Genomic DNA, 15,767 nt, shown 5'->3' with positions numbered 1-15,767 from the left:
GGATGGACAGAACGAGGCCGACCGGGCCGCAGCCGACCACCGCCACATCAGCGGTGGTGTCGGCTGCGGCCCGGCCGGCCAGCTGCGGTGACGTCATCGAGGTTTCCCTGTCTGCGCGAGATCAGAAAAACGAGTCGATCACTCCGAGCGCCTGTTCGGGGTTCAGCCGCGGGTCGCAGAGGGTCTCGTAGCGCTCGGAGAGAGCCTTCTCGTCGGGGACAGGCCCGCCGACGCACTCCGTCACGTCGGTCGCGGCCGCTTCCAGGTGCAGGCCCGCCGCGTGTGCGCCCTCGGTCTCGAGGATGTGCCGGAACGCCGTGGCCTCCTCGATGATATGGCTGACAAGTCGAGTCTTTCGCCCAGATTCGGTGCTGATCGTGTTGCCGTGCATGGGGTCCGAGACCCAGACGACGGGGTGACCGGCCCGCTGCACGGCCCGCACGATCGGCGCCAGCGCGACGTGGATGTCCTCGCGGCCCATGCGGACGATCAACGTCAACCGGCCCGGCGTGTGGTGCGGGTCGAGCAGCTGGCACAGCCGGACCACGGTCTCCGGGTCCGCGGTCGGGCCGATCTTGCAGCCGATCGGGTTCGCGATCGAGGCGAACATGCTGACGTGCGCGTGGTCGAGCTGGCGGGTGCGCTCGCCGATCCACGGGAAGTGCGTCGACGTGAGGAACTGTTCGCCGGTGCGCTCGTCGGTGCGGATGAGCGCATTCTCGTAATCCAGCACCAATGCTTCGTGAGCTACCCAAGGACCACCGGAGAGTTCCTCAGCAGTTCCCACCCAATGGGTGCGCACTTCTCGGATGACCGCGGACGACGCGTCGTAGGCCATCAACATTCGTTCGGGGTCGTGCCGGCGGGCGAAGTTGTCCGCGTCGAAGGAATTGACCAGCTCACCGCGGAACGACGGCAGGTCGACCCCGTCCACGGTTTCGAAGTTGCTCGAACGAGGCTTCGCGTACTGGCCCGCCATCCGTCCGAAACGTGCCACCTGCTGACCGGACCGTTCCGACATCCGGGCGGCGATCCGCTGGATGTTCCGCACCTTTCCGAAAGTTGTCACCGGGTCGGCGTCGGAAAAGGACTCCGCGCAGTCGCCCAGCTGCAGGACGCGCGCTTCACCGAGCGCGGCGAGACCGAGCGCGCGCTTCGCCTCGCGAATTTCGGAATGGGCTACCAGGGGGAGTGCGCCGGACAGTTCGGCTTCGATCAGGTCGTACTCGGGGTGGTGGTGCCAGTGGGGCTGCTGGGTCGCCGGCAGCGTCATCCACGGGGCGGCGGTCCGCGGGTACGTGAACTCCGTCAGCTTCACCGTCTGAGGCATTGTGCTCACTCCTGTTTCTGGTTCTGCCGGACGTTTCAGGCGACGATGCCCTCGATCTCCACGAGGAGATCGGCGCGGCACACGTCGACGTTCAGGTACTGGATGCGGGCGTTCGGGGAGAAACGCTCTTCGCACATCCTGCGCACGGTCGGGATGTCGGAGCGGTGCCGGACGTAGACCTTGATGTTGTCGAGGTCCAGCAAGGAGTTGCCCTGCGTGATCTCGTAGTCCGCCAGGTTCTCGTCGGAGATGAGGTGCTCGATGTTGTCCAATGACAACTTCACCTGCGCCACGATGTCGCCGTCGTGCAGGGTCTCGTGGCCCCGGATGCTGGCGGTGCCGGCCACGTAGACCTGCCCTGACCTGCGGTCGGTGTGCGTGCCGGCGAGGTAGGTGGCCCGCGCGAACTTCGGCGGGCGCGGGCCGTACTGCCTCGGGTAGTGGTAGGCGGCCAGCTGCTTGGAGTTCTCCACCGACGTCAGCGCGGCGGAGCGGGAGGCGAGGAAGTAGAACGCGATCCCGCCGCCCCGCGACCCGATTCCGGTCGCGCTCGGCACCTCCTTGTCGCCGAAGTGGAAGAGCTCGAACGCCTCCGCGCGGCCCTTGCAGAAGTCCCGGTAGATCTCGAGGCCCTCGGCGTTGTCGGCGTTGATGTCGTTGATGAAGTTCCACATGCGGAAGCAGTTCTTGTAACCGAGGGTGTCCATCAAGTCGAGCGCCGCGACGTAGGCCGCGCGGGTGTCCTCGGTGTAGCGCCCGGTCGGGGCGATGCGGCCGGCCACGAGCAGGTACTCGCCGTCGTGGGCGTAAACGACGCCGTGGTGCTCGCCGGTCTCGACCGCGCGCCCGGTCGTCCACACCTCCGCGAATGCCTCCGCGTCGGTGGCGGCCATGTGCAGGTCGAGCGTGAGAAGGCCATTCTCGACGCGGGGGTCGGTGCACTCGGTGGTGTAGTTGATGACGCCGAGAACGTTTCCGGTGGCCGCCACGTGGCTGACTTCGGTCAGGCCGGTGAACACCGAACTGGGGAGGTTCACCTGCTGCTGCGCCTGAGTCATGGGAATGCCCCTCCGAGGAGTAGGTAAAACGTTTTGCGGAATGAAACCGGTACTTTGTTTCGGGCTTCTCTTCCGGGCCGGTGACCAAAGATTAGCCACCGGCCGGGCTCCGCAAAACGGCTCCGCCTGGGAAAGCACTCCGGCGCGGGATGATAGGGGGGTCCTAGGGGGGTGCTAGGGGATTTCCTACTTACTGGACCGATGAGGCCGAGGCTAGCATCGCTCGAGGTGCAAGCCACGTCGCCAGTAAATAGGGAGCGCCGTCGGGATGTTTCGAACCGAGCTGATCCGGCCGTTGTCCGACCTGCTGCGATACCACGCCGCGAACGAGCCGGAGAAGGTCGCGTTCGCGGACTCGCGGCGCGCGGTCACGTACGCGGAACTGGAGCAGCGGACCCGGCGGCTCGGCGGGCACCTCGCCGATCTGCGGCTGCAGCCGGGTGACCGGGCGCTGATCTTCCTGGGAAACAGCGTCGACATCGTCGAGAGCTATCTGGCGGTCACGCGCGCGAACGCCGTCGCGGTGCCGTTCAACCCGCACTCCGCGGACGCCGAGCTCGCCTACGTGCTGGACGACAGCGGCGCTCGCGTCGTCATCACCGACTTCGCGCACCTCGACCAGGTCCGCAAGCTGCTGCCGGGCCGCCCGTACCTGCGCGTGGTCGTGAGCGGCGACGAACCGTTGCCGCGCTCGGACTCCGTTGTCTCGTACCAGGATCTGATGTCGCGCGACCCGTCTGTTCCCGCGCGGGACGACCAGGGCCTCGACGACGTGGCGTTCATGCTCTACACCTCCGGCACCACCGGCAAACCGAAGGGCGTGCTCTCGACCCAGCGCGCGTGCCTGTGGTCGGTCGCGGCCTGCTACGCACCCGTCATCGGCCTGAACCACGACGACAAGGTGTTGTGGCCCTTGCCGTTGCACCACTCCCTCGCGCACGTGCTGTGCGTCGTCGGCGTCACGGCGGTCGGCGCGTTCGCCCGGATCCTCGACGGGTTCGCAGCCGACGAGGTGCTGACCGCGCTGGAAGGCGACAGCTACACGTTCATGTGCGGTGTTCCCGCCATGTACCACCATCTTCTGCAGGTCGCGCGCACGCGTGAGGTGTCGTCGAGCGCGCTGACCCGTTGTCTCACCGCGGGTTCGGCGTGCCCGCCGGCGTTGCGCGTCGAGTTCGAGGCGCTGTTCGGTGTCGCGCTGCTCGACGGCTACGGCAGCACCGAGACGTGCGGCCTGATCGCGGTGAACTGGGCGCACGGCACCAGGGTGCCCGGTTCGTGCGGCCTGCCGGTGCCCGGCCTTGCGGTGCGGCTGGTCGACCCGGACACCGGGATCGACGTGGACGCGGAGGCCGAGGGCGAGGTGTGGGTGCGCGGCCCGAGCCTCATGGCCGGCTACCACAACCAGCCGGAAGCGACCGCTCAGGCGATGCCTCATGGTTGGTACCGCACCGGTGACCTGGCCCGCCGCGACCTCTACGGGTACGTGACGATCACCGGCCGCGTCAAGGAGCTCATCATCCGCGGCGGCGAGAACATCCACCCCGGCGAGGTCGAGGAGGTGCTGCTGCGCGTTCCCGGTGTCGCGGACGCCGCGGTGGTCGGCAAGCCGCACGACATCCTCGGCGAGGTGCCGATCGCGTTCGTCGTGCCCGGCAAGCAGGGCCTCGACCCCGTGCGCCTGTACGACGCCTGCCGCGAGCAGCTGTCGAACTTCAAGGTGCCCGAAGAGCTGTACGAGATCGACCACATCCCGCGCACCACATCCGGCAAGATCACGCGGCACGTGCTGCTCGACCGCCCGGCCCGGTTGCGGGCCGCGAGCGGCGGGCAGCACGAGTCGTTGCTGCGCATGGACTGGGCGCCGATGCCGTCGGTCCGCACGACCTCGCTGGAACTCGCGAAGCGCTGGGCGGTCGTCGGGCCGGACGTGTTCGGGCTGACCGCTTCTCTGGCGTCGGCCGGTGTCCACGTCGCCACGCACGTCGACGCGGCCGCGCTGCACATGTCTGTTGTGGACGGTGAGAAGGCGCCGGACGTCGCGGTGCTGTGCTGCCCGGACGACATGGACACCGGCGGCAAGCTGACCACGGCCGCGCAGGAGGCGTTGCGCAAGGTCGGTGGCGTGTTGCGGACGTGGGTCAACGACGACTGGTTCGCGCACTCGCGGTTGGTCGTGCTGACTCGCGGCGCGGTGGCCGCCGGTGTCGAGGACGTGCGCGACCTCGTGCACGCGCCGGTGTGGGGACTGCTGCGGTCGTTGCAGGTCGAGTTCCCGAACCGGTTCACGCTGATCGACATCGACGACCTGGCCCCGTCGGCCGGGGTGCTGCCGTTGGCGGTCGCCGCGGACGAGCCGCAGCTGGCGATCCGGTCGGGTATCGCGTTGATGCCTCGTTTGAAGCGCGTGTCCGCGTCGGTCGACAGCGACGAGGTGTTGCGCATCGACCCGAAACGCACCGTTGTCGTGACGGGTGCGGACGGCACGATGGGCGCGGCGCTGACCAGACATCTCGTTGCTGCATATGGCGCACGGCACCTGTTGCTGATCAGTCCGCGCGGCCGTACCGACGAGGCGACCGCCCAGTTGGAGGCCGAGCTGTCCGAGCTGGGCGCACGGGTCGCGGTGGCGGCGTGTGACGTGGCGGATCGGGCCGCGCTGGCCGACGTGCTGGGCAAGTTGAAGCGGCCGATCACCGCGGTCATCCACAGCGAGGGCGAGCACCCGGCGAAACCGACCGTGCCGCGTTCCGACGTGTTCAGGTCCGTTGTGGACGGTGCGGTGAACCTGCACCAGCTCACGAAGAGCGGTGACGTCACCGCGTTCGTCATGCTCTGCACGGTCGCCGGCGCTTTGGGTCTGGTGGGGTCGGGGGAGCAGGCGGCGGCGAACTCGTTCCTGGATGCCCTGGCCCGGTACCGCCGCAAGCGCGAGCTTTCCGCGACGTTCCTCGCTGTCGGCTCGACGGACGCACCGACGACCGCTTCACGTGTTGGTGAGCTGTCGACGCACGAGTTCACCGCGATGTTCGACGTCGCAACGTCCGCGGGTCTCGCACAGGCCGTGATCATGCGGATCAACAGCGCTGCTTTGCGTGAGCAGACGTCGTCGACCGAGGTGCCGGCGTTGCTGCGCGGCCTGATCGACGTGTCGGCGCGGCTGGCGACGCCGGACGAGCGCGACTTGTCGGCGTTGCGGCAGCGGTTGGTGGCGATGTCGCCGGAGGAGCAGGACATCTTCCTGCTCAACCTGGTGCGCACCGAGGTCGCGGGGGTGCTCGGGCTGACCGGTGCGGAGCGGGCGGAGTCGAAGAAGACGTTCCGCGAGCTCGGCCTCACCTCGGTGACCGCCGTGGATCTGCGCAACCGGCTGACCGCGGCTACGGGGTTACATCTTTCCGCGCCGGTTGCGTTCGACTACCCGACTCCGGTGGTGCTGGCCCGGCACTTACGGGCTGAGTTGCTGGGCGAGCGGGCATCGGTGGTGCCTTCGGAGGTCGCGCGTTCTCATTCGGACGAGCCGATCGCGATCGTCGGCATGGCTTGCCGCTATCCCGGTGGTGTCTCGTCGCCGGAGGACCTGTGGCGGCTGGTGATGTCGGGCGCGGACGTGGTGTCGCCGTTCCCGACGGACCGCAACTGGGACCTGGAGAAGCTGTTCGACGGCGCCTCGCACACCCGCTCGGGCGGATTCCTGCACGACGCCGCCGAGTTCGACGCGGAGTTCTTCGGGATCTCGCCGCGTGAGGCGCTCGCGATGGACCCGCAGCAGCGGTTGCTGCTGGAGGTGTCGTGGGAGGCGTTGGAACGGGCGGGCATCGACCCGGTGTCGTTGCGCGGCACCAACGGCGGTGTGTTCGCCGGCGTGATGTACCACGATTACGGTGCTGGACTGCTGGACGCGCCGGCCGGTACCGAGGGGTACTGGACGACCGGAACCGCGGGTAGCGTGGTGTCCGGCCGGGTGGCGTACACGTTGGGTCTGCAGGGGCCCGCTGTCACCGTTGACACCGCTTGTTCTTCGTCTTTGGTCGCACTGCACTGGGCCGCGCAGTCGTTGCGGTCTGGTGAGTCGTCGATCGCGCTGGCGGGTGGCGTGACGATCATGTCGACGCCGCAGACGTTCGTGGAGTTCTCGCGGCAGGGCGGGCTGTCCGCTGATGGCCGCTGCAAGGCTTTCTCGGATTCGGCTGACGGCACCGGCTGGTCTGAAGGTGCCGGCCTGGTGGTCTTGGAACGCTTGTCGGATGCTCGTCGTCTCGGGCATCAGGTCCTGGCCGTGCTGCGGGGCTCGGCGATCAACCAGGACGGTGCTTCGAACGGTTTGACCGCGCCGAACGGGCCGTCGCAGCAGCGGGTGATCCGGCAAGCGCTTGCGTCCGCTGGTTTGTCCACTTCGGACGTCGATGCGGTCGAGGCGCACGGCACCGGCACGACGTTGGGTGACCCGATCGAGGCACAGGCGTTGCTCGCGACCTACGGCCAGGATCGCGATGTGCCGCTGTGGCTGGGTTCGGTGAAGTCGAACCTCGGGCACACGCAGGCCGCCGCGGGTGTGGCGGGCGTGATCAAGATGGTGATGGCGTTGCGGCACGGGGTGCTGCCACGCACGTTGCACGTGACGTCGCCGTCTTCGCACGTCGAATGGGGGACGGGCCGGGTCGAGCTGCTGACCTCGAACCAGCCTTGGCCCTCGGTGTCGCGGGAACGGCGTGCGGCGGTGTCCGGGTTCGGTGTCTCGGGCACGAACGCCCACGTGATCCTGGAGGAATTGTCAGACCTGCCTGAGATGATGGGGATGGGGGGTGGCTCCCCCCGGGGGGCCGACCAATCGGGATCGATTCCGTGGGTGGTGTCGGCGAAGTCCGCGACGGCGTTGGAAGCGCAGATCGCGCGGATCCGGGCGGTCGAGGCTCCGGCTCTCGACGTCGCCGCGTCGCTGGTGTCGACGCGGGCACAGCTGGAGCACCGCGCGGTGCTCCTCGATGGTGTCGAGGTCGCGCGCGGGGTGGCGTCGGAGCGGCCGCTCGCGGTGTTGTTCAGCGGGCAGGGTTCGCAGCGGCTCGGCATGGGGCGGGAGCTGTACGAGCGGTTCCCGGTGTTCGCTGCCGCGTTCGACGCGGTGCTCGAGCACCTGGACGTCTCGCTGCGGGATGTGATGTGGGGCCACGACGCCGATGCGCTGAACGCGACCCGGTACACACAGCCGGCGTTGTTCGCGATCGAGGTGGCGCTGTACCGGTTGGCCGCTTCGTTCGGCGTGCGACCGGACTTCGTGGGCGGGCACTCGATCGGGGAGATCGTCGCCGCGCACGTGGCCGGGGTGCTGTCGCTGGAGGACGCGTGCCGGTTGGTGGACGCGCGTGCACGGCTGATGCAGGCGTTGCCGCTGAGTGGCGCGATGGTGGCGCTGCAGGCCACCGAGGAGGAAGTGCTGCCGCTGCTCGGCGACGACGTGTCGTTGGCTGCTGTGAACGGGCCGCGGTCGGTGGTGGTCGCGGGTTCGCTGGCCGGTGTCGACGCGGTGGTCGACCGGTTCGCGGACCGCAAGACTAAGCGTCTTACGGTGAGCCATGCGTTTCACTCGCCCTTGATGAACCCGATGCTGGACGACTTCCGCGCGGTCGTCGAGGGCCTGTCGTTCTCCGAGCCGCAGATCCCGGTCGTGTCGAACGTGACCGGGCAGCTTGCCGTGCGCGAGCAGCTGACGTCGCCGGAGTACTGGGTGCGGCACGTGCGTGAGGCCGTGCGGTTCTCCGACGGCGTGCGGACGTTGGGGCGTCAGGGTGTGTCGGCGTTCCTGGAGCTCGGACCGGACGGCGTCCTGTCCGCTCTGGTGGCGGAGATGACCGAGACCGGTGCCGTGCCGCTGGACACCGCGGTCGTGCCGGTGCTGCGCCGCGAACGGCCGGAGGAGGCTTCGTTCGTGTCGGCGTTGGCGCGCCTGCACGTCGTGGGTGTGCCGGTCGACTGGTCGCGGTTGTTCGAGGGCACCGGCGCGGTTCGGGTCGACCTGCCGACCTATGCGTTCCAGCGGTCCCGGTTCTGGCCGGAGCCCGAAGTGGCGGTCGGCAAGGCGGATCCGCTGGACGCCGCGTTCTGGCAGCTGGTGGAGAACGACGAGCTGGCTTCGGTGCTGGACCTCGACCCCGAGGTGGCGGCGGCCGTGGTGCCGGCGCTGTCGTCGTGGCGGACTCGGCAGCGGGCGCAGTCCGTGGTGGATTCGTGGCGGTTCCGGGAGTCGTGGCACCGGTTGTCGCTGTCCGGTGCGTTCTCCGGGTCGTGGCTGGTCGTCGTGCCGCCGGGGGAGCAGGATGACTGGACGCGCGACGTCGTGGAGATCCTCGGCGGCGTCGCGGTCCCGTTGGACAAGGTCTCGGGATTGGCGGGCCGGGAGTTCACGGGCGTCGTGTCGTTGCTCGGTGTCGCGGACGACTCGGGTGACGTGCCCTACGCGCTGTCCGGAACCCTTGAGCTGTTGAAGGCCGGGTGTGATGCTCCGTTGTGGACGGTGACACGAGGTGCCGTGTCGACGGGACATGGCGACATCGTGACTTCGCCCGTGCAGGCCGCGTTGTGGGGCATGGGGCGGGTGGCTGCGTTGGAGCTGCCGCGCCGGTGGGGTGGGCTGATCGATCTGCCGGGCAGCGTGGACACCCAGATCGCGCAGGGTCTGCAGGCGGCGTTGGTGAACTCGCTGGGCGAGGACCAGATCGCGGTGCGCGGCAACGGTGCGTTCGCCCGCCGCCTGGTGCCCGCGCCGCGTGGTGAGCACGGCGAGGACTGGACGCCGTCGGGCACGGTCCTGATCACCGGCGGAACCGGTGCGCTGGGCGGGTTCGTGGCGCGTTCTGTTGCTGCTCGGGGCGCTTCACACGTCGTGCTGACGTCGCGCCGTGGTCCGCTGACTCCTGGTGTCGAGCATTTGGTGGCACAGCTCGAAGGGTTCGGTGTCGAGGTCTCGGTGGAGGCCTGCGATGTCGCTGATCGCGCGGCTTTGGCTGAACTGCTGGAGCGGCTGCCATCGTTGACCGCTGTGGTGCATTGTGCGGGCATCGACTCGGGTGATGCTCCGTTGACGGAGCTTTCGACTGATCAGCTCGGGGAGTTGTTGCGCGCCAAGATGGTCGCGGCGAGGAACCTGCACGAGCTGACAGGCAACCTCGACGCGTTCGTGCTGTTCTCGTCAGGCGCGGCGGCGTGGGGCAGTGGCGGTCAACCCGCCTACTCGACCGCGAACGCCTACCTGGACGGCCTTGCGCAGTTCCGCCGCGGCCAGGGCCTGGTGGCGACGTCCGTGCAGTGGGGTGCGTGGGCCGAGGCCGGCATGGCGACCGATCCGGAGGCCTACGACCAACTGCGCCGGCACGGCGTGCTGCCGATGGACCCGGACCTGGCTTTGACGGCATTGGTGCAGGCGGTGTCGGACGGCGAAACGGTGCTGACCGTCACGAACACCGACTGGGCCCGGTTCGCGCCCGGCTTCACCGCGTCCCGTCCGTCGCCGCTGTTCTCGTCGATCCCGGAAGTCGTTGCCGCGCTGTCCTCCGACGAGGACGTCGCCGGCGCCGACGTGGCGTTGCAGGAGAAGCTCGCCGGCTTGTCCGAGGCTGACCGCTTGCGGGTGCTGCTGGACCTGGTGCGCTCCGAGGCCGCCGCAGTTCTCGGTCACGCGGGTGTCGAGTCGATCCACGCCGAGAAGGCGTTCCGCGACCAGGGTTTCGACTCGCTGACCGCCGTGGAGATGCGCGACCGCCTCAAGTCCGCGACCGGCCTGCCCGTGCCCTCGGCCCTGGTCTTCGACTACCCGACGCCGCGGCTGGTCGCCGAGCACCTGCTGACCGGTCTTTCGTCCTCTGTGGACGGTTCCGCGCTGGCTGAGCTGGCCCGCTTCGAGGCCGCGCTGGCGTCGTCGGCCGATGACCACGACGTGATCCGCGAGCGCTTGGAGAAGTTGCTCGGCCGTTTGAAGAAGCCGGTGTCCTCTTCGGACGACGACATTCGCAACGTCTCCGTCGAGGACCTCCTGAACATCATCGACGACGAGTTGCTCGACCTCTCGTAGTAGCAGTGTTTGCCCGCACGAAATGAGGACGGACCAGTGCAGGAAGAGCAGCAGGACAAGGTTGCCGACTACCTGAGGCGAGTCACGGTCGAGTTGCGCCGGGCTCGCGAACGCGTCCTCGAGCTGGAGCAGAAGCACAGCGAGCCCATCGCGATCGTGGGCATGTCGTGCCGCTTTCCCGGCGGTGTGGTCACTCCCGAGCAACTGTGGGACGTCGTCAGTTCCGGCCGTGACGTGGTCACGCCCTTCCCCACGGACCGCGGCTGGGACCTGTCGTCGTTGCGCGCCGGTGCATCGCTGGCTGCCGAGGGCGGGTTCCTGACCGATCTTGCGGCTTTTGACGCCGACTTCTTCGGCATCTCGCCGCGCGAGGCCCTGGGCATGGACCCGCAGCAGCGCATCATGCTGGAACTCACCTGGGAGGCCCTGGAGCGCGCCGGTCTGGACCCCGCTTCGCTGCGCGGTTCCTCGACCGGTGTCTTCGTGGGCACGAACGGCCAGGACTACGCGGACCTGGTGTCGGTGGACGGCGACGGGCACGCCTCCACCGGCCTCATCGCGTCCGTGCTCTCCGGCCGGCTCTCCTACACGTTCGGCTTCGAGGGCCCCGCGGTCTCCGTCGACACCGCCTGCTCCTCGTCCTCGGTGGCCATGCACCTGGCCATGCAGGCTCTGCGTTCCGGCGAGTGCTCGCTGGCTCTGGCCGGCGGCATCACGATCATGGCCACGCCTCATGCTTTCGTCGAGTTCACCTCACAGCGCGGCCTCGCCGCTGACGGCCGTTGCAAGGCCTTCTCGGACTCCGCCGACGGCGTCGGCTGGGCCGAGGGCGCCGGCCTGCTGGTGCTGGAGAGGTTGTCCGACGCTGTCGCCGCCGGTCACCAGGTTCTCGGCCTGTTGCGCGGGTCGGCCGTCAACCAGGACGGCGCCTCGAACGGCTTGACCGCTCCCAACGGCCCTTCGCAGCAGCGGGTGATCCGCGCGGCGCTGGCTTCCGCCGGACTGTCTCCCGCTGATGTCGACGCCGTGGAAGCGCACGGCACCGGCACGACACTGGGCGACCCGATCGAGGCCGCCGCGCTGATCGCCACCTACGGCCACGACCGCTCAGTTCCGCTGTACATCGGCTCGATCAAGTCCAACATCGGTCACACGCAGGCGGCCGCGGGCGTCGCCTCGGTGATCAAGGTCGTGCAGGCGATGCAGCACGGCGTCCTGCCGCGCACCCTGCACGTCACGTCGCCTTCCTCGCACGTCGACTGGTCCGCGGGCTCCGTCTCCCTGCTGACGTCCGAGATCCCGTGGCCTTCGGCGGATCGCCCGCGACGCGTCGGCATCTCGTCGTTCGGCGTCTCCGGCACCAACTCCCACCTCATCCTCGAGGCCGCAACGCCCACCCCGTTTTCTGTGGACAACTCGGCACCTGTGGACAACTCGGCGGTTGTCGATCTCCGCCGCCCGAGTTCGTCGGCTCCCGATGAGACGATTGGAGTGGGGACCTCGGTCTCCCCCCAGGGCCCCCAGTCGGGATCGATTCCGTGGCTGGTCTCGGCCAAGTCGGAGGCGGCGCTGGCTGGGCAGGTCGCCCAGCTCGCGGACGTGTCGGCGGACGCGAAGGACGTTGGGCGCTCGCTGGCGTCGCGCACGCTGTTCGACCATCGCGCGGTGCTCCTCGACGGTGCCGAGGTCGCGCGCGGAACCGTCGCCGAGAAGCAGCTCGCGATGCTGTTCACCGGCCAGGGCTCGCAGCGCCTCGGCATGGGCCGCGAGCTGTACGAGGCGTTCCCGGCGTTCCGCGCGGCGTTCGACGAGGTCAGCCAGCACCTCGACGTCAGCGTGATGTGGGGTGACGACGCCGAGGCCCTGAACCAGACCGGCAACGCACAGCCCGCGATCTTCGCGTTGCAGGTCGCCCTCTACCGCCTGGTCGAGTCGTTCGGCGTCAAGGCCGACCACCTCGCCGGCCACTCGATCGGTGAGATCGCCGCCGCCCACATCGCGGGCGTGTTCAGCCTCGAAGACGCGGCGAAGCTCGTCACCGAACGCGCGCGCCTGATGCAAGCGCTGCCGTCAGGTGGCGTGATGATCGCGATCCAGGCCACCGAAGCCGAAGTTGTCCCGCACCTCACGCCGGGTGTGTCCATCGCCGCGATCAACAGCGAGGACTCCATCGTCATCGCAGGCGTGGAAGACGAAGCCCGCGCGGTCGTCGCACGGTTCGAGGGACGCAAGACAAAGCAACTCCAAGTCAGCCACGCATTCCACTCGCCGCTGATGGAGCCGATGCTCGACGACTTCCGCGCAGCCATCAGCGGCCTGACGTTCAACACGTCGACGATCCCCGGCCTGGGCGACGTCGCGAACGCCGAGTACTGGGTGCGCCACGTCCGCGCCACGGTCCGCTTCCACGACGCGGTGCGCAGCCTGGGGGACAAGAGGTTCCTGGAGATCGGCCCGGACGGCGTGTTGTCGGCGCTGGTGAACGGCATTCCGACGCTGCGCAAGGACCGTCCCGAAACCCCAACCCTGATCACCGCACTCGCCCGCCTGCACGTCGAGGGCACGAGCGTCGACTGGACGCCGTTCTACGAGGGCGGCCAGCGAATCGACCTGCCCACGTATGCGTTCCAGCGGCAGCGTTTCTGGCCGTCGACCACGAAGAACGTCGACGCGTCCGGCCTCGGCCTCACTGCGGTCGGCCACCCGTTGCTCGGCGCGGCGGTCGAACTCGCCGACGGACAGGGCGTGCTGTTCACCAGCAGACTCTCCACAGCGACACAGGCCTGGCTCGCAGATCACGTAGTCGGCGGCCGGGTGTTGTTCCCCGGCACCGCGTTCGTCGAGCTGGCGTTGCGCGCGGCCGACGAACTGGGCCTCGACCGCCTCGACGAACTGACGCTGTCGGCACCGCTCGTCCTCAACGACCCGGTGCAGGTCCAGGTCGCGATCGGCGCACCGGACGGAACCGGGCGCCGCTCCATCGCGGTCTACTCACGCTTCGACGCGGACACGCCGTGGCTCGAGCACTGCACGGGTTTCCTCGCGTCCGGCACCACCGACACCGAGTTCGACACCACGGTCTGGCCGCCCGCCGGTGCGGAAGCGGTTGCGCTGGAAGGGTTCTACGAGCGGTTGGCGGACAACGGCTTCGCGTACGGGCCGGCGTTCCAGGGCCTGCGTGGGGCCTGGAAGCTGGGCGACGACGTCTACGCCGAGGTCGCCGTCGCCGAGCCGGACCGCTTCGGCCTGCACCCCGCGCTGCTCGACGCCGCTCTGCACGCCGCCGACCTCAGCACGTCCGAGGGCGGTATGCCCTTTGCGTGGCAGGGTGTTTCGCTGCACGCGACCGGTGCTTCCGCGTTGCGCGTGCGCATCCGTCCCCAGGGCGAGTCGTTCGCAGTCACGGCAACAGATCCCAACGGCACGCCGGTCGTGTCGGTCGACTCGCTCGTCACCCGCCCGATCTCCACTGACTCAGGTATCGCGCGAGAGGCGCTCTTCCACGTCGACTGGACGCCCATCGCTCTGCCCGCGGAGACCGCCGAGGTCGGGGTCGAACTCGTCGTCTCCGACGGCTCGCCGGCCGAGTCCGCGCACGACCTGACGTCACGGGTGCTCGCGCGCCTGCAGCAGTGGATCGCGGACGAACGCCAGGACCGCCTCGCGTTCGTCACGCGTCCCGGTGACCTCGGCGCAGCGGCCGTGTGGGGCCTGGTGCGGTCGGCGCAGACCGAGCACCCCGGCCGTTTCGTGCTGGTCGAGTCGGACGGCGATGTCCCCGCACAGGTTTTCGCGTTGGACGAGCCACAGATCCGGTTCCGCGATGGCGAAGCGTTCGTGCCGCGGCTCGCCCGCCGGACTCCCGCCGAGGAGTTCTCCTGGCAGGGCAAGGTTCTCATCACCGGCGGCACTGGCGGTCTCGGCCTGATCATCGCTCGTCACCTCGTCACCAAACACGGCGTCCGTGACCTGGTGCTCGTTTCCCGGCGCGGCGAGGCCGACGTCGCGGAGCTGGAAGCGTTGGGCGCTCAGGTGATCGTCGAAGCGTGCGACGTCGCGGATCGCTCCGCGCTGGAATCTCTGCTGTCACGGCACGAGGTTCGCGCTGTCGTGCACACCGCGGGCGTCCTCGACGACGGCATCGTCGAGTCCCTGACGCCCGACCGCGTCGACACCGTGTTGCGCCCCAAGGTGGATGCCGCCTGGCACCTGCACGAGCTGACCTCGGACCTCGACGCCTTCGTCGTGTTCTCGTCCGTCGCGGGCACGATCGGCACGGCCGGCCAGGGCAACTACGCCGCCGCCAACGCGTTCCTCGACGCTCTGATGGAACACCGCCGCTCCGCGGGCCTCGCCGGCACGTCGCTGGCGTGGGGTCCGTGGATCGCGGGCATGCTCTCGGGCGCCGACGCGGAACGCATGGCACGCAGCGGAATCCCCGGCCTCACCGTCGAGCAGGGCGTCGAACTCTTCGACGCAGCCATGGGTGCCGGCAACGCCGTCCCGGTCCGCCTCGACCTGCCGGTGCTGCGTGCCCGCGGCGACATCCCGCCGATGCTGCGCGGCCTGATCAAGACCCGCCCCCGCCGCGCCGTCGCCGCGACCGCCGTGGGCGACCGTCTGTCCAGTCTGGACGGAAACGCACGCCTGGAAGCGTTGCTGGACCTCGTGCGCGGCCAGGTCGCCACGGTCCTCGGCCACGCGGGCACCGACGAGATCGACCCCGGCCGCGCGTTCCAGTCCCTCGGCTTCGACTCGCTGACCGCCGTCGAGCTCCGCAACCAGCTCACCGCCGTGACGGGCCTGCGCCTGCCCGCCACCCTGATCTTCGACTACCCGAACGCGGGCGTGCTGGCTTCGTATCTGCACGACGAACTCTTCGGCTCCGACACAGCAATTCCGCCGGTCGAAGTGCGTTCGTCGGTCTCCGACGACCCGATCGTCATCGTCGGCATGGCCTGCCGTTATCCCGGAGGCGTGTCGTCGCCGGAAGACCTGTGGCGCCTCGTCGTCGACGGCGTGGACGCCGTCACAGACTTCCCTTCGAACCGCGGCTGGGACGTCGACTCGCTCTACCACCCGGACCCCGACCACATCGGCACCTCCTACACGCGCTCGGGCGGCTTCCTGCACGACGCCCCGCTGTTCGACCCGGCGTTCTTCGGCATGTCCCCGCGCGAAGCTCTGGCGACGGACTCCCAGCAACGCCTGCTCCTCGAAACCGCCTGGGAATCCCTGGAACGCGCAGGAATCGACCCGATTTCCTTGCGCGGCAGCGCAACGGGCGTGTTCGCCGGCGTCATGTACACCGACT

At 69.0% G+C, this 15,767-nt stretch carries 4 protein-coding genes (1 of these 4 running past the window's edge); 2 read left to right on the top strand and 2 right to left on the bottom strand.

The window, feature by feature from the left end:
• Nucleotides 1-121 precede the first annotated feature (121 nt).
• Together DI276_RS21845 and DI276_RS21840 are read right to left on the bottom strand one after the other, a co-directional pair.
• On the bottom strand, nt 122-1,330 hold the full coding sequence (locus DI276_RS21845; protein WP_112266216.1) for a 3-deoxy-7-phosphoheptulonate synthase: 1,209 nt from the start codon (nt 1,328-1,330) through the stop codon (nt 122-124).
• 35 nt (nt 1,331-1,365) lie between these two features.
• Nucleotides 1,366-2,388 (bottom strand): FkbO/Hyg5 family chorismatase, encoded by a 1,023-nt coding sequence (locus DI276_RS21840; protein ID WP_112266214.1) that lies wholly within the window; start codon nt 2,386-2,388, stop codon nt 1,366-1,368.
• Nucleotides 2,389-2,656: 268 nt separating this feature from the next.
• Between DI276_RS21840 and DI276_RS21835 the strand changes: the two genes are divergently transcribed.
• Entirely contained in the window at nt 2,657-10,453 is a 7,797-nt protein-coding gene (locus DI276_RS21835) for a type I polyketide synthase (RefSeq protein WP_112266212.1), read from the top strand.
• 36 nt (nt 10,454-10,489) lie between these two features.
• Nucleotides 10,490-15,767, top strand: the start of a protein-coding gene (locus DI276_RS52250) for a type I polyketide synthase (protein ID WP_232836815.1). 22,346 nt of this gene lie beyond the right edge of the window; 5,278 of the gene's 27,624 nt are visible here — the first part of the coding sequence; the start codon lies at nt 10,490-10,492; its stop codon lies off the right edge, out of view.

It is taken from the genome of Lentzea terrae (assembly GCF_003265345.1).
GTDB classification, from domain to species: domain Bacteria; phylum Actinomycetota; class Actinomycetes; order Mycobacteriales; family Pseudonocardiaceae; genus Lentzea; species Lentzea terrae.
Note: the sequence above shows the minus strand (reverse complement) of the source record. Positions and strands in the feature narration are given on the sequence as shown.

What these genes read in the sequence shown, in the direction of transcription:
- DI276_RS21845 (WP_112266216.1), bottom strand. Translation starts at nt 1,330, where the DNA reads ATGCCTCAGACGGTGAAGCTGACGGAGTTCACGTACCCGCGGACCGCC.
- DI276_RS21840 (WP_112266214.1), bottom strand. Translation starts at nt 2,388, where the DNA reads ATGACTCAGGCGCAGCAGCAGGTGAACCTCCCCAGTTCGGTGTTCACC.
- DI276_RS21835 (WP_112266212.1), top strand. Translation starts at nt 2,657, where the DNA reads ATGTTTCGAACCGAGCTGATCCGGCCGTTGTCCGACCTGCTGCGATAC.